The sequence below is a fragment of the Pedobacter sp. PLR genome, from assembly GCF_026239675.1.
GTDB lineage: Bacteria > Bacteroidota > Bacteroidia > Sphingobacteriales > Sphingobacteriaceae > Pedobacter.
In genome coordinates, this window is the sequence record NZ_JAPIVQ010000004.1 from 377,347 (window position 1) to 396,350 (window position 19,004).

Annotated in this window: 14 protein-coding genes and 1 tRNA gene; 8 read left to right on the plus strand and 7 right to left on the minus strand. The window is 41.6% G+C overall.

From position 1 onward, the window contains the following. Positions 1–57 precede the first annotated feature (57 nt). Entirely contained in the window at positions 58–1,242 is a 1,185-nt protein-coding gene (locus OQX61_RS12225) for a proline dehydrogenase family protein (RefSeq protein WP_265841981.1), read from the plus strand. Positions 1,243–1,352: 110 nt separating this feature from the next. Here the strand turns inward: OQX61_RS12225 and OQX61_RS12230 are convergent, their stop codons facing one another. From OQX61_RS12230 to OQX61_RS12240, 3 genes are all read right to left on the minus strand, one after another. Next, on the minus strand, positions 1,353–2,858 hold the full coding sequence (locus OQX61_RS12230) for a catalase (protein WP_265841982.1): 1,506 nt from the start codon (positions 2,856–2,858) through the stop codon (positions 1,353–1,355). A 114-nt stretch (positions 2,859–2,972) separates the two neighbouring features. Further along, positions 2,973–3,290: a DUF962 domain-containing protein gene (locus tag OQX61_RS12235; RefSeq protein WP_265841983.1), complete on the minus strand. Its 318-nt coding sequence runs from the start codon at positions 3,288–3,290 to the stop codon at positions 2,973–2,975. Between the two features lie 50 nt (positions 3,291–3,340). Then, positions 3,341–3,976 carry an HAD family phosphatase gene (locus tag OQX61_RS12240; protein ID WP_265841984.1) on the minus strand — a complete coding sequence of 212 codons (636 nt, stop codon included), beginning with the start codon at positions 3,974–3,976 and terminating at the stop codon, positions 3,341–3,343. Between the two features lie 67 nt (positions 3,977–4,043). Here OQX61_RS12240 and OQX61_RS12245 point away from each other — a divergent pair. Further along, positions 4,044–4,117, plus strand: a tRNA-Ile gene (locus tag OQX61_RS12245). A 161-nt stretch (positions 4,118–4,278) separates the two neighbouring features. Here OQX61_RS12245 and OQX61_RS12250 read toward each other — a convergent pair. Beyond that, positions 4,279–4,647, minus strand: a complete 369-nt coding sequence (locus OQX61_RS12250) for a helix-turn-helix domain-containing protein (protein WP_265841985.1) — start codon at positions 4,645–4,647, stop codon at positions 4,279–4,281. Positions 4,648–4,753: 106 nt separating this feature from the next. Between OQX61_RS12250 and OQX61_RS12255 the strand changes: the two genes are divergently transcribed. The 3 genes from OQX61_RS12255 to OQX61_RS12265 all read left to right on the plus strand — a co-directional run bounded on the left by OQX61_RS12255 (position 4,754) and on the right by OQX61_RS12265 (position 8,276). Then, the gene (locus tag OQX61_RS12255; RefSeq protein WP_265841986.1) at positions 4,754–5,707 is read left to right on the plus strand and encodes an alpha/beta fold hydrolase; all 954 of its coding nucleotides are present in this window, start codon (positions 4,754–4,756) and stop codon (positions 5,705–5,707) included. A gap of 392 nt (positions 5,708–6,099) precedes the next feature. Further along, positions 6,100–7,065 carry a hypothetical protein gene (locus OQX61_RS12260; RefSeq protein WP_265841987.1) on the plus strand — a complete coding sequence of 322 codons (966 nt, stop codon included), beginning with the start codon at positions 6,100–6,102 and terminating at the stop codon, positions 7,063–7,065. Between the two features lie 305 nt (positions 7,066–7,370). Then, positions 7,371–8,276: an AraC family transcriptional regulator gene (locus OQX61_RS12265; RefSeq protein ID WP_265841989.1), complete on the plus strand. Its 906-nt coding sequence runs from the start codon at positions 7,371–7,373 to the stop codon at positions 8,274–8,276. On the opposite strand, the gene OQX61_RS12270 is transcribed toward OQX61_RS12265, so the two are convergent. Further along, on the minus strand, positions 8,264–9,079 hold the full coding sequence (locus OQX61_RS12270; RefSeq protein ID WP_265841991.1) for a hypothetical protein: 816 nt from the start codon (positions 9,077–9,079) through the stop codon (positions 8,264–8,266). The two genes, OQX61_RS12265 and OQX61_RS12270, sit on opposite strands and share 13 nt — an antisense overlap. Then, positions 9,076–9,885, minus strand: a complete 810-nt coding sequence (locus tag OQX61_RS12275) for a phytanoyl-CoA dioxygenase family protein (RefSeq protein WP_265841992.1) — start codon at positions 9,883–9,885, stop codon at positions 9,076–9,078. The genes OQX61_RS12270 and OQX61_RS12275 overlap by 4 nt, the downstream gene beginning before the upstream one ends. Before the next feature lie 319 nt (positions 9,886–10,204). Between OQX61_RS12275 and OQX61_RS12280 the strand changes: the two genes are divergently transcribed. Genes OQX61_RS12280 through OQX61_RS12290 form a run of 3 tightly spaced genes read left to right on the plus strand, consistent with a single transcriptional unit; the run spans position 10,205 to position 17,079 of the window. Next, positions 10,205–13,318, plus strand: coding sequence for a TonB-dependent receptor (locus OQX61_RS12280; RefSeq protein WP_265841993.1), 3,114 nt, complete (start codon positions 10,205–10,207; stop codon positions 13,316–13,318). Positions 13,319–13,328: 10 nt separating this feature from the next. After that, positions 13,329–14,954 (plus strand): RagB/SusD family nutrient uptake outer membrane protein, encoded by a 1,626-nt coding sequence (locus OQX61_RS12285; RefSeq protein WP_265841995.1) that lies wholly within the window; start codon positions 13,329–13,331, stop codon positions 14,952–14,954. Beyond that, positions 14,947–17,079 carry a hypothetical protein gene (locus OQX61_RS12290; RefSeq protein ID WP_265841996.1) on the plus strand — a complete coding sequence of 711 codons (2,133 nt, stop codon included), beginning with the start codon at positions 14,947–14,949 and terminating at the stop codon, positions 17,077–17,079. The genes OQX61_RS12285 and OQX61_RS12290 overlap by 8 nt, the downstream gene beginning before the upstream one ends. A 274-nt stretch (positions 17,080–17,353) precedes the next feature. Here the strand turns inward: OQX61_RS12290 and OQX61_RS12295 are convergent, their stop codons facing one another. Beyond that, the gene (locus tag OQX61_RS12295; RefSeq protein WP_265841997.1) at positions 17,354–18,997 is read right to left on the minus strand and encodes a serine hydrolase; all 1,644 of its coding nucleotides are present in this window, start codon (positions 18,995–18,997) and stop codon (positions 17,354–17,356) included. Positions 18,998–19,004 lie beyond the last annotated feature (7 nt).

Below are 19,004 nucleotides of genomic sequence, written 5' to 3' on the forward strand. Positions count from 1 at the left end.
ATGGATAGCCGTGGAATTTATACTTTTGCATGCAATATGACTAACCATACGACTTAAATGGAAATTTTCCCCAAAAAAACATTAAACTTTGACAACACTGAGGTCGCTTTTCGTAATAAATCCAATTCAGACCTAAACGCTGGATACTGGCTTTTTAAAGTAATCAGCAGTAATTTTTTAACAAAAGTTGGTCCTCCAATTACCAATTTTTTCCTGAACATAGGTTTGCCTATAAAATCAATCATCAAGGCAACTATTTTTAAACATTTTTGTGGCGGAGAAACAATTGCGGAGTGTGAACACACCATTGCGCAACTTGCTGTCGGAAATGTAGGTACCATTCTGGATTATTCTGTAGAAGGAGAAGAGGAAGAATCGGTATTTGATTTTACTTGTGAGGAGATCATCAGAACGATAGAAAGAGCGGCAGGAGACAAACGTCTTCCAATCTCTGTATTTAAAGTAACTGGTATCGGCCGTTTCGCATTATTAGAGAAGCTAGATGCAAAACAAACTTTAACAGCTGCTGAAGAAGCGGAATATGCTAAAGTGAAAGCGAGATGCGAAAAGATTTGCAGGGTAGCCTATGATAAAAACGTACCAATCATGGTGGATGCAGAGGAAACCTGGATTCAGGATACGATTGATGAGCTGGCAATTGATATGATGCGTTTATTCAATAGAGAACGTATTATCATTTACAATACTTATCAAATGTACCGTCATGATAAACTGGCTGATATGAAAGCAGATCATTTGATCGCTAAAGCAGCAGGTTATATCCTTGGTGTGAAAATGGTAAGAGGTGCTTATATGGAGAAAGAACGCAGAAGAGCGGAAGAAATGGGTTATTTATCACCAATTCAACCTAATAAAGCGGCTTCCGACAGAGATTATGACGAATCATTAAACTATTGCATGGCTCATATTGAGGAGATCGCTATTGTTTGTGGTACGCACAATGAAGACAGCTGTAGAGTGCTTGCAGACCTGTTGGATAAGCACAAGGTAGATCACAACCATCCTCATGTGTATTTTGCACAGTTATTGGGAATGAGTGATAATTTAAGCTTTAACTTGTCTGATGCTGGTTATAATGTGGCTAAATATGTTCCTTACGGGCCAATTAAAGCAGTTATGCCATATCTTTTCAGAAGAGCACAGGAAAACACTTCCATTGCCGGACAAACGAGCAGAGAGCTTGGTTTGATCATGAAAGAGAAAGAACGCAGAAGATTGTAATCTGATTATAAATGAAAAGCCCCGTCTGATTTTAGACGGGGCTTTTTCATTGGAGACTATTTCATTTGAAACAATTTCGTAGAATACGGTTTTGCAACAAGGATTTTTGACTAATGCCTAACCGGCATGGCCTGTTCTACATCCACACCAAGACCTTTTGCAACAGCCATTCCCAATTGAATGTCTGCTCTAAAGAAATGACACAACTGTAAATTAACAATCTGTGCTTTTTTAGGGCCGCTGATACCATTCATAGCACCAACAATATTGTTCACCAGATTTGTACGGTCTTCCGGGCTCATTACCTTGCGGTAAAGGTCGCCTGGCTGCGTATAATGATCGTCATCACCAGGACCTGCATTTCTATCGTACCAATCGGCAACGTTAGAATCTAATTCCCAGGCTGGTTCTTTATAGCTTTCATCAGGAATTACATCCCCAAAACTGTTCGGGTAGTAGTTCGGATCGTCGTTTCCATTATCGTCAATGCGCATTTGTCCATCACGATGGTAATTGTTTACCATGAAAGGGCAAGCATTTACAGGGATTTGCTCATAGTTTACTCCTAAGCGGTAGCGATGTGCATCCGCATAAGATAATATACGTCCCTGGAGCATTTTATCCGGAGAATAACCAATACCATCTACTGTATTAGAAGGCGCAAAAGCGGCCTGTTCTACATGAGCGAAGTAATTTCTTGGGATTTGATTCAATTCAAGTACACCTACATCTATCAGTGGAAAATCGCCATGTGGCCATACTTTAGTCAGGTCGAAAGGGTTCCATCTAAACGTTTTAGATTCGGCTTCCGTCATCACCTGGATTTTCAGGTCCCATTTAGGAAAGTCTCCACGGTCAATTGCGTCTACAAGATCACGCTGAGAATGGTCCATATCCTGGGTACGCATCGCGTCAGCTTCCGGACCGGTAAAGTTTTTGATGCCTTGTTGTGTTTTAAAGTGGAATTTTACCCATACGCGTTCATTGTCTTTATTGATGAAGGAGTAAGTGTGACTTCCAAAACCATCCATATGACGAAGCGAGTAGGGGGTACCACGATCAGACATTAAGATCATTACCTGGTGTAGACTTTCCGGGTTTAGCGACCAGAAATCCCACATCATCGTAGGGCTTTTCAGATTTGTTCTTGGATCTCTCTTTTGAGTATGGATGAAATCACTGAATTTCTTAGGGTCTTTGACGAAGAATACCGGTGTGTTGTTGCCAACAAGGTCCCAGTTTCCGTCTTCAGTATAAAATTTAAGGGCAAAGCCACGTGGGTCTCTTTCGGAATCCGCACTACCTTTTTCTCCGCCAACGGTAGAGAACCTTAGAAATACTTTACATTCATTACCAATTGCTCCGAAGATTTTGGCTTTTGTATATGGAGTGATGTCATGTGTTACTTTAAACGTACCATAGGCCCCGGTACCTTTTGCGTGAACTACGCGTTCAGGAATCCTTTCCCTGTTAAAGTGGGCCATCTTTTCATGGAGAATAAAGTCTTGAAGCAGCAATGGTCCGCGGCTTCCAACAGACTGAGTATTTTCATGTTCGGCATAAGGTCTGCCGGATGCAGTAGTGAGTTTACGCTTGTTCGTATTGTTATTTTCCATAAACGGTGATTTAAGTGTTTTTATAAATCTATGGATAATAACTATCGGTATCAAACTGTAAATATCTATACTGATATAGAGTTTTTCTATGAAGATAATCGGGATTGCTCTATTTTACCTGACCTTGAAATCCTGATTTCCGCAGAGTAATTCCCAGAACAGTAAAAAGTCACTGGCAAGGCTAAACATCGGATATTTGAAGGTTGATGGCTTGTTCTTTTCGAAAAAGAAATGGCCGATCCAGGCAAATCCGTATCCCAGGAATGGCGTCGCTAAAATGAAACGCCATTCATGAAACAGGATTCCTGTAAATACAGAAAGGATAACGAGGCCTGTTCCTATAAAATGTAACACACGACTGGTTAAATTTGTATGCTCTGTCAAATAGTAAGGGTAAAATTCTTTCAGAGTTTTAAACTTTTGTTCAGTCATTGCGATGGATTTTTATTTAGGCCCGCAATTTACGTTTTTTTTGGGAGGCATTAAAGGATATCGTGCTCCATTAATACTTCTTCAAGGTATTTCGGGTGCTTTGTCATCAATAAGGTCTGCATACCTGCTGCTTTTGCGCCTACAAGGTGCTGCGGACTGTCGTCAATAAACAAAGTCTCTTCCGGATTGAGGTTATTCTCTATTAATACTTTTTCAAATATTTCTACATGCGGTTTCCTTAAGAACATGTGTTGAGAGTAATACGCTTTTTCAAATAAACCACTATTGTCTGGCATATCGAATTCCCTTTTCAGGTAATCCACGATCCAGTTGTAATGGATTTCATTGTTATTACTCAGCAAAAATGTGCGGTATTTGTCTTTCACTTTTAACAGGACTTCGTGCACATTTTCCGGAACTCCGATCAATAAACTGTTCCAGGCCGCATCAATTTGCTCATCTGTGATGGCTTTATTTGACGATGCGTCGCGTATTCCGGCTCTAAATTCGGCTGGACTGATGGCTGCGGTCTCAAAATTGTTAAAAATATCGTGGTGACTTTTATGCGCGAAAAAGTCGTCGATATTCTCGATACCAAGTTGTATAAGAGCTTTTTGAGCCCGTTTAAAGTCTATTTCAAAGATGACATTGCCGTAATCGAAGATGATATTTTTTATTTTTTTCATAGAAACTGTTTCCAAAATTCGATTCAAATATGTAACATTGCATTCGCAAAATCAATAAGATTTTTCAGGGCCGTTAGCTCAGCTGGTTAGAGTAGAAGACTCATAATCTTTTGGTCCAGGGTTCGAGTCCCTGACGGCCCACTGCTTAAAAAGCCGTTTTTCGATAAGAAGAACGGCTTTTTTTGTTTATTTCTGAACTGATTTTACACCAGTAGCACATGATTTAAAGCTTAACTTTCTTAAGACCATTTTTAAATTGTTGTCCAGACAGGAAGTCGAGGGAAGCCGGAAATGATTCCGGTTTAATTTTCTTTTACGCTCATGGCTCTGATTACTCTTTCGCGATGCTGCATTCCCCAGGACGCCATTTCATTGATGATTGGCTTAAGCGAATAACCATACTCTGTTAACTCGTATTCAACGGTTACCGGTTTGGTGTTCAATACCGTACGCTTTACCAGGCCATTCAACTCTAACTCCTGCAATTCTTTGGAGAGCATTTTTGCTGCAATACCATCTATGCTTCCTATCAACTCCATGAAGCGTTTTTTACCAAAGCTCAGTGAGCCAATCAGCCTTATCTTCCATTTCCCGCTTAATACATCCATCGTATCGCGGATCGCCAAATGATGCGCGGAACAGGCGTCCATATCCAAGAGTTCTTTATCCATTTTAATGATAGTTTCTATGAGGAAACCAGTTTCCTTAAGTAAACCCATTACAAATATAAACCATGTCCACTATATATTTGCCGATGAATTTTAAGAATAAATACAAATGGATCATATTGTAAAATTTCCTCCGGTTGTTTCTGTAAGCCCGATTACCTTAGAAGCTCCTGGCCGCGACTATCCACTGCAGGTGCGGGCCTCAGTGCCTGCTTATGGTGAACAACTACCTGTAATTGTTTTTTCACATGGTTTTGGCTCTTCTATGGATGCTTACGCTCCCCTTGTCAATTATTGGGCTGCTCATGGCTTTGTTGTTATTCAGCCTACTTTTCTCGATTCCCGAACAATCAACCCTGACCCCAGGGCCGAACATAGTGAGGCCATCCAGGCATACTTGCAAGATCCGCGAAAACCGATGATGTGGCGCTATCGTGTTGAAGATGTCAAGCGGGTGCTTGACCAGCTTGATTTTATAGAAAATTCTGTTCCTGGTCTAAAAGGACGCTTGGACCAAAACCGGATTGCAGCAATAGGCCATTCGTTCGGAGCCCAAACCACCGCGACGTTATTAGGCACGAGAGTGATCAATGCCGATGGCAGTTTAACTGAAGATATGCTCGATCCAAGGATAAAAGCAGGTGTACTTCTTAGTGCAGGTGGCCGCGGCGGTGAAGCGCTAAGTTCATTTGCCAATGAACATTTTCCGCATCTAAACCAAAGCTACGTTCAAATGAATACGCCAACGCTTGTTGTTGCCGGCGACCAGGATAAATCTCCATTGACGACCATGGGGCCTGAGTGGTTTACCGATGCCTATAAACTAAGTCCGGGGGCAAATAGCTTGGTTACCCTGATTGGGGGCGAGCATATGCTTGGCGGGATTTCAGGCTATTTGGTAACGGAAACAACCGATGAGAGTCCTGACGGGGTAGAAGCTGTACAACAACTTACCACAGCTTACTTGCGGTCTGTTCTTTATCATAGTGATCCGGCATGGTCTTCAGCTTGCACTGACTTTCAGGAGAACCCTAATCCAATAGTTCAAATAACAAGTAAATAATTTTTCTCTTGCCCGGCAAGAGGCACTGCCCGGTCGAATTCTTAGGTTACTAATGTCAAGTCTCTTGCTTCAAAAATAATCTGCTGGCGTTATATTATTATCAAACAAATCAGCGATTAAATCAGATAGGAAATGGTTCGCGGTCTAAAGCGCATCTATTTTGGAGACAGTATGCGCTGTGGTGTATGAACACCACGAGGAAGGGAGTTCTTTAGTTTGCTTATTCTTTTATGGAAAGCTGATTTATATTTCCCAAAGTGTTTAGCTTTATGTATCTAAATTAAAAGGGATTTTGAGGTTACCTGTACGGGGGACCTGAGGCTTGGCCATTTGGAAGTGAATAGTACTTTGCATACAATGCTTTATAATTAACCAAATAACTATTGATCAAATTGAAAAAAACAGAATTAAAAGAGAGACTGACCCAATATAGTATAGATATCCTCAATCCCGAAAACTTTCATGATAAACTCGCCCCTGCAGTAATGGGTTATGCTGATCTTTTATTTGAGGAATTCAACCTTGATGGTTCGACTGGAAGAGAACATATTCAAACGCTTAATGGCAATGCAATAGGCGCTTTTTGGGCCGCAAAATGTATCAGGGAGATTTTTAGAACCCAACGCTTTTCAAGGGCCCTTTATTCATCTGTGTTAGGAGTGATAGGCCAAAATAGAAAACCAATCCATGTTCTGTATGCTGGAACCGGCCCATTCGCAGCACTTGCATTACCGATTATGATGATGCTCAAGCCTGAAGACGTACAATTTACATTTCTGGAGATTAACCCTGAAAGTATTGAGGTACTAGAAGAGGTTATTGACTTATTCGATTTGCATGCTTATGTTAAAAACATTCATCAATGTGATGCTTCGTTATGGGATGTGCCCTCATCTGGGATTGATATTGTAATCAGTGAAACGATGTCCCGGGCTCTGATTGCAGAACCTCAGGTGGCGATCATGCTCAATCTTGCAAGCCAATTGCCTAAAGAAGTTGTCTTTTTACCTGAAGAGATTAAAGTATCACTTTGCAAGCTAAGCAGGGATTCCAGAGAACCGGAAAGAATTGCTGAATTAATCAATTTTAATAAAGCATCGATTTATTCGATTATCGAGAATTCCTCAATGAGAAACTGGAACTTCAACGATCAGAATATTCAAACCAACATATCTGAAGGCGACCAGCTCTACTTTATGACGGAGATCAGGATTAATGATGGTAACATTCTAAATTTAAATGATAGCTCACTAAATCTGTTGGAGAAACTAAAGGTCAATAAAAAACTAGGAGTGATAAACTTGAATGTTAAATACGCTCTTGGTAAAAGGCCTGGTTTTAGTGTAATAGAAAAATAAAGAAGATTGATAGGATTCAAATTGATTGATAAATCAGCGATTAAACATAAATGACTTTTAGTACAACTTGAAATAAAAATTTAGCGGAACGGACAAGAGTTTATTTATTATGATGGGAAAAAGAAGAGCGTAGTACTAATACCAATATCTGGATAAGAAGCTTGTTGAGGCTTTTTATTATCAATTAGTGACGATCAGGTTTTAAATTGCCGGAGTAGGGTTAAATAGGAAAAACAACGTTATATTTATCATGGGAAGGGGAGTTTTTTTGAGTGTTTACGACACTATTATTAAACAATTAATCAATGACAGCGCATAATACCTTTTTTAAATATTTGAGTATTAGTGAAAGGGAAGAAAGGTGGGGGATGTACATCACGTCGGTTGGTTACTCAAAAGTTGAACCCAACGAAAATTATCCTAATCAAGCCCATCCTCAAAGCCATGAACTGATCTGGAATAAAGGGCGCATCTTGAATGACTTTTATATTGTCTTTATTTCCAGAGGAAAAGGGGTGTATGGTTCCAAAAGTACACCTCCGAAGGATATCAATGAAGGTACTTGCTTTTTTCTTTTTCCAAAGATCTGGCACCGCTATAAACCTGATATTAAATCTGGCTGGGAAGAATACTGGGTTGGTTTCAATGGCTCCTATGCTCAACAGCTTATGCAGGCAGATTTTTTTAGTGCTAATGACCCTTTAGTTAACATTAAACTTAATAGAGATATTCTTGTCCTCTTTAGGCGCTTGCTAGATACTGCAAAGGAATCCTTAACAGGATACCCACAGCAGCTTGCCGGGATAACCATGCAGCTTCTTGGTTTGGTGAATACTATTTCTCAGCATATCGAGTTTGACAATGACCCTGTTGGTCGCCTGATTTCGAAAGCGAAATTCTTGCTGGAAGAATCCTTCGAAAATCAATTGGATATGGAGCATCTGGCAAATCAGTTACCTATGGGTTATTCATCGTTCAGGAAAGCATTCAAAAAAATCACGGGCGAGTCTCCAAATCAATATCACCTTAACCTAAGACTAAATCGTGCAAAAGACCTCCTGTCATCTACAGCTTTGAATATTAATGAAATAGCAGATCAAACAGGGTTCGAAAATGTCTTTTATTTTTCAAAGCTATTTAAAAAAAAGAATGGAGTATCGCCGAATTTATTTCGTAAAATGAATTGTCAAACTGATCATCAGGTTCTGTAACGCTCCATAAGAAACTTTTTCATAAAAAGGTTTAGTGCAAACTGGTGTTCAATGGGCGAAAGCTTGTCGGGATTGCTCATCATATAAGGGAAGGGGCCAAATTCAGTTGTAAATGTCATTATTTCACGACCTTTCTGTTTATTGACGGCAACGATTTCATCCCACCAACCTGCAAATTTATCCAAAGCATAGCGCCATTCTGGTAATCCGGGGTCAGGAACCTGTGGCCCCTGTTCATAGCCCACCCTTGCATGGATATGAATGGATGATTCAATAACCGCTTTAACTGCCGTTGTAAAATTATCCAGCAGACTTTCAGTTACACATACCCAATGAGAAAGGTCCGCGGTTACCGGAAAACCAGGCCGCTTTTTTGCCATGCTTAAAAACATTTGCGGGCTGTAACCCAGTCGGCCGCGATGGGTTTCATGTGCAACCACAATACCAGTCTTGTCAGTAAATTCTGCTGCCAGATCCAGGAGTATGGTATGTTGTTGCAAGCTGAAATAATCATGCCCGGTATGTGAATTAATAAGCACCGGGCCAGGCTCTGCACACCTTCGCAGCTCCTTTAAAAAGGAGGTTTGAAAGGCTTTAAACGTTGAGCCCCTGGCTTGATGTTGATGTGCTACGATCAGTAATTCATTCTTTTGTAAGTAATCAAACAATACTTTCTTTTCAACTGAGTCATCGGGTATCCAGGTATCCAAACCGTCATAGCCGGCATTTTTTATCCGGTCTAGCATTTGTCGGAATCCCATGGCTTGTAAACCCCAGGTTGGACAAAGTATTTTGATCATCATTTTTTATAGATTAAGGGGTTGATCTCCTCATCATTCAATGGGCTACCTATCTGGAGGTTTTTTAGCTGTTCCTCATTCAATATATTTGGTATCCCATTATATACGTTTCCATCTGGCATATAAGCGCAGGTCATTGCCCTCCTTTGCCCGGAAGTCATATTGGCGTGCGCCCCGTGGATAGTAAGTCCATTATGGAAAGAACAACTTCCAGCTTTCATAGGCGCTGGTACTGATCTCGACTTTGAAAATTCAGGATACATTGTAAATATGACCCCCATATTTTTTCCTATACCAGGATTTTCGAAAGTGGTTTTAAGATAGGAACCAGGAATGAAAAACAGGCAACCGTTCTCATAGGTCGCATCGTCAAGTGCTACCCAGATAGACAATGCTCGTTTATCACTAAAAGACCAATAAGGGGTGTCCAGGTGCCATGAGGTTGGATTTGCCCATGGTTTCTTAATCAGGGCCTGGTCATGCCATATTCGGATGCCATCCACATCAGCAAGCTCTGCTGCCATCTTGCCAAGTCGCTCATCAAGCATGATCTGGCGCATTTTATCATTGTCTTTCCATAGATTGATCAATTGCGCAAATACGTTGTCATAATAAGATTTGTCGGCATCATCCCCTTTACCATAGACCTCTTCTCTGTCCGGCATCTTTCTTCCTGCTCTTTTTTCCAGGGCTTCATCCAGAGCTTGTCGCCAAAAACCAAGTTCTTCTGCTGATAAAAAGTCTTCGATAATTAAAAAACCATCTCTTTTATAGTGTTCTTTCTGGTTTAGGGTTAGGTCGCTTTTCATAAATGTTTTCTATTGTTTCAAAACTCAAAACTATAGGTTTCCAATAGAGCTGGACAGTAAATAAATGACAATATTTTATACTTTTTGATATTTCTGTTGTACAGAATACAGTTTGTCCCGGGGTCCATGATTCCTAAAACATGATTTGTCAAAAAGTATAAAAAAAAGTCAATTTAGGATATACGGCAGATTTTAACTGTCAATACTTTTGATGTATTCGAAGCAGTGTTCAAAAACATAGATAAAACCAAACCTATGTGTTTTTATACATCCTGTCAAATTGCAAACTATTCCTAACCAAATATTAAACCAAACAATTATGAAAAAAAGATTTCTACAAATCGCTGATTGGCGGAAGGTTCTGCTGCTTGGAATGGCGTTCTTCTATGGGAATGTCGCTATTTCCAATACATCCACCACAGCACATTCTGCCGGAGACCTGATGCGTTCTGCCTACCAATTGATAACGATCAAAGGGAAAGTGACGGACGAACTGGGGATGCCAATCCCAGGGACCACGGTACGCCACAAAGAAACCGGGGGAACTACAGCGACAAATGCTGATGGTGAATATAATATCAATGTGCCTCAAAGCTCTGGTACCCTGGTTTTCTCTGTTGTCGGCTACCAAACAAAAGAAGTAGCGCTTAAATCTAATACCGTTATCAATATTACCATGGAGGCGGTTGCAGGAAACCTGAATGAAATAGTGGTTGTTGGTTATGGTACGCAGAAAAAAGCAACAGTTACCGGTTCTGTAGTATCCGTTAAGGGCAGTGAGATTGTTAAAAGTCCTGCCATTAATGTGGCAAATTCATTAGCTGGCCGTTTACCGGGTGTTATCATTAATAATCGTTCGGGTGAACCAGGACGCGACAATCCGTCAATCAGTATCCGTGGCCGCAGTACAACAGGGAATTCATCTGCACTGGTTATTATAGATGGTGTGGAGCGGAGTGGTTTGGGGCAAATCAACCCGAATGATATTGAAAGTATTTCGGTACTTAAAGATGCGTCAGCGGCAATCTACGGAGCGCGCGCAGCTAACGGAGTTATATTGGTGACTACTAAGCGCGGAAGTGCTAATGCTGCACCTACCGTTAATTTATCATATAATCAGGGGTTCACAGGGCCTACAAGAAATCCTGTAATGGCAGATTCTTATACCTTTTTTAATGTTTACAATGAAATTGAAGCGGGGGAGGGCCGCCCTGCAAAGTATACTGCGGAGGAGCTGGAGAAATTTAAAGCCGGAACAGATCCCGGGTATGCCAATTTTAACTGGTATGACTTCATTGTGAAAAAATGGACCCCTCAGCACAGAACCGATCTTTCTGTTTCTGGTGGTAGTAATGGTACACAATACTTTCTTTCATTCGGTGAAGTGATGCAGGATGGCCAGTATAAGTTTGGATCAACTAAGGTAAAACAGTATAATTTGCGGTCAAATGTAGATGTACAAGTCAGCGATAATTTTAAAGTTGGAATGAATTTGGCCGCACGCTTTGATGACAATCATTTCCCTTACCGGAGTATGAATGAGCTCAATAGTCATATCTTTCTGTACCAGCCAAATTGGGTGCCATACTGGCCAGGAACAGATCTTAAAACGCCCAATCGTGCCAATGATAATATCATCAATTTTGTGAGCGATGATAACGGCTATCAGCGTGTTAAAACGACCACTATCCAAACGACTTTATTTGCTAAATGGACATTGCCCTGGGTTAAAGGTCTATCTTTAAGTGGAAGTGGGAGCTATGATCCCAATACGCAATTCCGAAAAACATGGCAGCTACCTACTTATGTTTATTATAAGAACGCAACAGGTGACGGGTATACCCGGGCAAGGTCAGGTTTTGGTGTGGATAAAGCAGACCTGCTGGATCGTACCGACATGGGCTCATTGTTTTACTTAACCGGAAGGATAAATTATGACCGTAAGTTTGGTAAACACAATTTTGCCGGCTTATTGGGTTATGAACAGCAAACCACTAAAAGTAATTATGTAGCTGCCTATCGTAGTGATTTCGTGTCAACGGCCCTGCCAGAGATTTTTGCCGGGAGCAGTGATAAGGCTAAACAAGGCAATGATGGATCAGCAGGCCAGGGGGCACGCAAAAATTATTTTGGAAGGATTACCTATGATTATGAAAGTAAATATCTCGCTGAATTTACCATGCGCCGGGATGGTTCACCCAATTTTCCATCTGCTAAAAGATGGGGTAATTTCCCAAGTGCATCAATCGGATATAGGATATCTGAAGAGCCTTTTTTAAAGAAATACGAGTTTATTAATGATCTGAAAATCAGAGCATCCTATGGTGTTTTAGGGAACGATCTGGTCAACTCTTTCCAGTATCTTCAAACCTATGGATATGGTAATAATTATGTAATCGGCAATAATGACGTCACCGGTCTGATTCAAACGGGTGTTCCAAATCCAAATATCACATGGGAAACTGCAAAAACGGGAAACATCGGCCTGGATGCAAACCTTTGGAATGGGAAATTAGGTGTTACGTTTGAATATTTTAAAACCAGAAGGGCGGATATTCTGATGAAACGATCAGCCGTTATTCCTGGCTACACAGGATTGGTATTGCCCGATGAAAATATTGGTATTGTGGACAACAGAGGTTTTGAATTGGTGTTAACCCATGTCAATAATGATCATGCATTTAAATATGACTTTTCCGGAAATATAGCCTTTGCCAGAAATAAGGTGGTTTTTAGTGACGAGCAACCAGCGGCTGAGCAATACCAACTGGCTACAGGGCGCCCGATCGGCGCCGGGCTTTACTACAATGCCATAGACGTATTTAAAGACAAGGCGGAAGTAGATGCCTATCCGCATTTTGTGAATGCACGGCCCGGAGACTTGAAATATGAAGATGTTAATCAGGATGGTGAACTGAATTCCAGAGACCAGATTCGTGTGAATCAAACCAATGTTCCCGAGATTACTTTTGGTTTCACTGCTAATTTCCGTTACAAAGGCTTCGACCTTTCTGTATTGTTGCAAGGCCAGGAAAATGCAAAATCTTACTTCGGGGGCTATTTCCCTGTGATGAGTTATTCCCTGGGGAATTTTCTTTCATGGCGCGCAGAGGACCGTTGGACGCCGCAAAACACCAATGCGACTATGCCCAGGGCATCATATGAGCTATTTAATGATAACACCAGCAACTCTACTCAATGGTTGTTGAATGCTGGTTTTTTAAAGTTAAGAAATGTCGAATTGGGATATAATCTTCCGAAAGATCTGTTGGCAAAAATTAAGGTGAAAAATGTGCGGGTATCCGTTAGTGGAAGCAATCTGCTGATCATCTATGACCATATGAAGGATCTGGGATTTGATCCGGAAACAACCGACTACTGGTATTACCCCCCGCAACGGGTAATTAACTTTGGTATCAATGTTACCTTATAAACCTAACGAAATGAAAAAGATAATCTATATATTATTGATATTAATCACTGGTAGCTCCTGTAACAAACTCGAGTTAAAACCTTTGGATAAACTATCAGAAGCAGACATCTGGAACGATCAGTTACTGATCACCTTATACGTAAATGCTACCTATAATACCCTTAAGCATGGTTTTCAGCAAGATTTACTTTCAGCAGCTACCGATGAGGCGTATAATATCCATAATTGGACAAGTTTGCGAACAGTTCAAACCGGAGCAGTTACTGCTGATAACATTGGTGGCATTGGTGCTAAAGTCAACTACTTTAATTTTGCCTATAACAATATCCGGAATATCAATGTATTTTTTGCCAGGATTGACGGGGCACCTGGCGATGATGCTTTTAAAAATGGTGTAAAAGGTGAAATGAGATTCTTGCGCGCTAATCTGTACGCCAATCTTATCTGGCGTTACGGAGGGGTACCTTTGATAACCAAAGTATTTCAACTTAATGACGACTTTAAAGTTTCCAGGGCAAGTTATGATGACTGTGTGAAGTATATTGTTAGCGAGCTGGACAATGCTGCGGCTTTGTTACCACCCGATCAGCCCAATAATCAGCTGGGACGCACCTCTGCCAATGCCTGTAAAGCACTGAAGAGCCGTGTATTGTTATACGGTGCCAGTGCGCTAAATAATCCGACACATGACCAGAGCAAATGGAAGGCGGCGGCCGATGCGAGCGAAGCATTGCTGAATGCAGGCTATAGCCTTAACGCTGATTACCAGGGTACATTTCTGGCTAACAATAAGGAAATAATCTTTGCCCGATACTTTACTCAAGCCAATAGTACCAACTTTAATTTGGAACAGGGACGCAATGGATCAGATGGCTGGGGTGCCCACAATCCAACCCAGAACCTCGTTAATGCCTATGAAATGAAGGCTACAGGAGAATTGCCCTATATCGAACAGCCCGACGGCTCTTTGTTATTAAATCCAGCTTCTGGTTATGATCCAAATAAGCCGTATGATGGACGAGACCCAAGATTTGAGGCATCCATTTTACATGACGGATCTGTTTGGGCTGGCAGGGAAACAGAAAGTTATCATGGTGGAAAAGACTCGCCGGAAGGTAATCAAGGCTTCAATGCCTCTCTTACTTCCTATTATCTGAAGAAGTTTCTAATAGAAAATATACCGCCGTCCGGCTCTACCCTCAAACCTACAAATCCCTGGATATTTTTCAGGTATGCCGAAATTTTACTAAATTATGCAGAAGCCAAATTTGAACTGGGTGACGAGGTCACTGCCCGTGAATATTTAAATAAGGTCCGTTCGCGCCCGGGTATTAATATGCCAGCTGTAAATGATAGTGGCGAAAAACTGAAGAAACGTATTCAGAATGAAAGACGTATAGAACTGGCCTTTGAAGAACACCGCTTTTTTGATGTTCGTCGCTGGAAAATTGCCAGCTCTACAGAAAGTAAAAGTCTACAGGCAATGAATATACAAAAGACGGGTTCGGTTAAAACCTATGCATTTGCCAAAATAACCGATAGAGTATTTAAAGATGCCAATTATCTGCTACCTATTCCACGTGCGGAAATTGATAAAAGTCAAGGTTCACTACCACAAAATCCGGGCTATGAATAGAATGAAATATACGCTTATAATCAGGAATATCCTGATGTTAATTCCTTTATTGATAAGTACGCAGGTATTTGCTCAGGAATTAAAGTCCGGTACGATCAACCGAAAGGTATTGGTTCAAAGGCACAACATAAAACTTACAGACCTGGAAGCTGCGGGGCCAACACAGGTGGGTAACGGGAATTTCGCCTATGGGTTTGATGTTACCGGGATGCAAACCTTTAATGATCAGTTCACAACCATGTCGCATTGGAGCTGGCACAGTACTAAACCTCCAAAGGGTCTTACAGCTGCTGATTTCATTAAAACGAAGAAAAAAACAAATGGCCGGATGGTGGCTTACGATTTACCGAATCCGAAGCAACCCGAACTTACCCAATGGCTGGCCAGCAATCCACATCGTTTTAATCTGGGGCGTGTTGGTCTTTGGCTAAAGAAAAAGAATGGGGATATGGTCAATAAATCAGATATCGGGCAGCCGGTTCAGTATTTCGACTTGTGGACAGCAATGGCCGAAAGCAACTTCACCATAGAAGGGCTGCCGGTTAAAGTAATTACTGTGGGCGACCCTCAAAAGGATATCATAGGGTTTAAGATAGAGTCGCCGCTTATCGCCGCCGGGCGACTTGGTGTCTTCATAGAGTTTCCATATGCGAGTCTTGAATATTTTAGTACAGGAGCTGATTATCAAAATCAGCCTGCACATCAAACAACGATACGCAATGAGGGACCTAATCAGGTCAGCTTTAACAGACAGCTGGACAGTACAACATACCAGGTAAAGGCGCGGTGGACAGGAGCGGGGAAAGTGGAGAAAGAAAAGGAACATCATTTTAAATTCAGTCCTAAAGGGTCGAATGCTGTTGAATATGTGTTTTCTTTTTCACCTGAGGGGATTTCTGATGCTATACCGACTTTCACACAGGTTTGTTTAAACAGTGCTGCGGCATGGCCGGAATTTTGGAAAAGTGGTGCCGCCATTGATCTGTCCGAAAGTAAAGATAGCCGATGGATGGAGTTAGAGCGACGAATTGTGTTGTCTCAATACCTGATGAAAATAAATGCATCTGGAAAATACCCACCACAGGAAACAGGCCTGGTTAATAACAGCTGGTATGGTCGTTTTCATTATGAAATGTACTGGTGGCATTCGGCTCACTACGCATTATGGGATCGTTGGCCCTTACTGGAAAATAGCTTGCATGTTTATGCCGACAACTTATCCGCTTCGCTGGAAAGAGCAAAGTTACAGGGGTATGAAGGTGCCAGATGGCCCAAATGTACAGGTCCTGACGGGATGGAATGGCCAGACGAGACACATGCCTTTTTAATCTGGCAGCAACCTCACCCCATTTTCTTTGCTGAACTGGATTACCGTGCACATCCTACTTTGCAAACGCTAAAGAAATGGGACAATATCATAGAAGGTACAGCGGATTTTATGGCCTCCTATGCCTATTTAGACAAAACCAGGAATGAATATATATTAGGCTCGCCTATAAAATCAGTTCCGGAGAACAATAATTCGTATACGACACAAAACCCGGCTTTCGAAATGTCGTATTGGCGATTTGGCCTGCAGACAGCGCTGCAATGGAAACACCGGCTTAAGGTAACACCAAAGCCTGACTGGGAAAGGGTATTGAATGGTTTGGCTCCGATACCGACAAGAGATGGCCTGTATGAACAATGGGAAGGCATCGATAGCATGTGGACAAAATTTAACTTTGAACATCCGGCGATGACAGGAGTGTTTGGCGTTTTGCCAGGTAATGGTGTTGACCTGAAGATCATGGAAAAGACTTACCAAAAAGTACAGTCTGTATGGAAATATGATACCGGTTGGGGTTGGGACTTTCCAATGGTAGCCATGTGTGCAGCCAGACTTGGACATCCAAAAGATGCGGTGGAGATGCTTTTACATCCATCTAAAAAATTCGGATTTGATAATCATGGCTTTGTAGGCGGCGGCAATCCTTATCCTTATATTCCTTCTAACGGAGGTCTGTTATATGCAGTCGCTATGATGACCGCCGGTTGGGATGGGGATAAAAATATTCATCAACCCGGATGGCCAAAAGATGGTTCATGGGTAGTAAGATGGGAGAATCTAAAAAAAGCGCCATAATAAGATCATACTTGTATTATCGCAATGCAGATTAGTATAATATGCATTGCGATAAAAACAAGAAACGATGACTATCGCAAACGTTACTGCAGTTTTTTATAAGCTTTTAGATCATGTCTAAAGTTTTTTTACTTCTATGCCTCAGTATGTTGAATGGTTTGTCCGGCGGAATATCCTGCACTTTTATTGACTGATCTTACAGTCTGTATTGATGCTGGAATGACGATATCATCACCTATATTCCCTCGTATCTCTTGTTTCTAGGGGACCTGTGCTACATTTTCTTAGCACTCATTTCGCTGTTCTGGATCTTGGTCAGGCTGATGACGTTTCCTTTGGCATCCAAATTAAAAATAATGGAAGCGTCCAAATCCCGGGCGAAAAACTTGTGCTTAGCAAATGGCACCAGCTCTTTCCTGTCATTTCCAACCTTTCCATACAGTGTATTGTTCTCTAACACTACCTCAAATACCGGCCCCGGATTAAATTGATATTTGCCTGGATAACTTTGCATTAATTTGACAGGTACGCTGATTTTTTTCCTGGCTTGCAGTCTGGTGTTTTTGCGGGTGCCTGTATTGGGTAGTCCCGTTCCAGTTATGGCAACGCCTACTATTTTTCCGTTTTGATCTTTTTCAAAATTCAAACTGGTCAGGCTGTTTTCCAAAACAAAATGATCTTTTTTATAGGGGATCAAGCGGATTCTTGGGCCACCCAGGTAGTAATACATCAGGTTCCCCTCCAGCATCCTTACATAATATTCCCCGCCATTTGCCAATTTGTATATTCCCTGATAAGCTTCTAGTTCAGACGTTGTCATGGTAATGGCCTTATAATCGTAAGGCTTTCCTAAAGCAGCGGCCAGCATTTTTGAAGCAAGGATGTCCGGGTCGGCAGGGTTGTCGCAGTTCCTTAGAATGGCTATGAACAAGTTTTTTTTCGGCAGGTAAGCAACGTAGGTGAAAAAACCGTTAACTACTCCGACGTGTTTGACACTCGGAGTTCCCTGCACATTGCCGGTTTCCCAGCCATAACCATAACCGGTTAGTCTCCCGTTGCTAAGCTGATAAGAGGTATGTGCTTTGTTAAGGATCTCCGGTTTCAGGAATTTCCCATCGTACAATGCAGAATACCATTTTTGAAGATCCCCGGCACTAGAAGCCAGCGAACCAGCGGCGTACGGCAGGGTCATACTCAGGTAGTCCGCATTCTGGTAACGTCCCTTCCTTTGCACATATCCCGATACCCTGCCAGTGATTAGCATGCCTGGGCTGTCGTAATAGGAATTTGTCATCCCAAGAGGTTTGAAAATTGTTTCATCGATATATTCTCCATACGGTTTACCGGTTATTTTTTCAACGATATATCCCAGCAATATATAACCTGAATTGGAGTATTTGTAGTCCGATCCCGGCTCAAACTCCAGCGGTTCATCTTTGAAAAGATCAACCAGCTGTTTAGGCGCCAAATCCTTACGTTTGAGTTCTTCCGTGAAGCTGGGTAATCCGCTATAGTTAATGACTCCCGAGGTATGAGTCAGCAAGGCCTTAATCGAGATCATTTTTTGCTTTTTGGGGAAATCCGGGATGTATTTGCGGATGTCATCGCTCAACGATAATTTCCCCTGCTCTGCAAGCTTAAGGATAGCGCAAGCCGTAAATTGTTTAGTAATGGAGCCCAGCCGGAATACATGGTCTGATTTCATATCCACATCAAGTTCTATATTGGCTTTACCAAAAGCTTTATTATAAATCAGCTGAGGCCCTTTAGAAAGGTAAATTACTGCGCCCGGACCGTCTTTGAGATAAATATTTGCTGCCAGAGAATCAAATAACTGATCTCCATTTTGCCCCTGGGTCACGAGCGGAGCAAGAGTAGAAAAGATAAGGCATAGCGCTGCCATTAATGATGTTTTCATTTTTAAA

Coding starts and splice junctions, on each gene's coding strand:
- OQX61_RS12225 (WP_265841981.1), top strand. CDS start 58: ATGGAAATTTTCCCCAAAAAAACATTAAACTTTGACAACACTGAGGTC.
- OQX61_RS12230 (WP_265841982.1), bottom strand. CDS start 2,858: ATGGAAAATAACAATACGAACAAGCGTAAACTCACTACTGCATCCGGC.
- OQX61_RS12235 (WP_265841983.1), bottom strand. CDS start 3,290: ATGACTGAACAAAAGTTTAAAACTCTGAAAGAATTTTACCCTTACTAT.
- OQX61_RS12240 (WP_265841984.1), bottom strand. CDS start 3,976: ATGAAAAAAATAAAAAATATCATCTTCGATTACGGCAATGTCATCTTT.
- OQX61_RS12250 (WP_265841985.1), bottom strand. CDS start 4,647: ATGGATAAAGAACTCTTGGATATGGACGCCTGTTCCGCGCATCATTTG.
- OQX61_RS12255 (WP_265841986.1), top strand. CDS start 4,754: ATGGATCATATTGTAAAATTTCCTCCGGTTGTTTCTGTAAGCCCGATT.
- OQX61_RS12265 (WP_265841989.1), top strand. CDS start 7,371: ATGACAGCGCATAATACCTTTTTTAAATATTTGAGTATTAGTGAAAGG.
- OQX61_RS12270 (WP_265841991.1), bottom strand. CDS start 9,079: ATGATGATCAAAATACTTTGTCCAACCTGGGGTTTACAAGCCATGGGA.
- OQX61_RS12275 (WP_265841992.1), bottom strand. CDS start 9,885: ATGAAAAGCGACCTAACCCTAAACCAGAAAGAACACTATAAAAGAGAT.
- OQX61_RS12280 (WP_265841993.1), top strand. CDS start 10,205: ATGAAAAAAAGATTTCTACAAATCGCTGATTGGCGGAAGGTTCTGCTG.
- OQX61_RS12285 (WP_265841995.1), top strand. CDS start 13,329: ATGAAAAAGATAATCTATATATTATTGATATTAATCACTGGTAGCTCC.
- OQX61_RS12290 (WP_265841996.1), top strand. CDS start 14,947: ATGAATAGAATGAAATATACGCTTATAATCAGGAATATCCTGATGTTA.
- OQX61_RS12295 (WP_265841997.1), bottom strand. CDS start 18,997: ATGAAAACATCATTAATGGCAGCGCTATGCCTTATCTTTTCTACTCTT.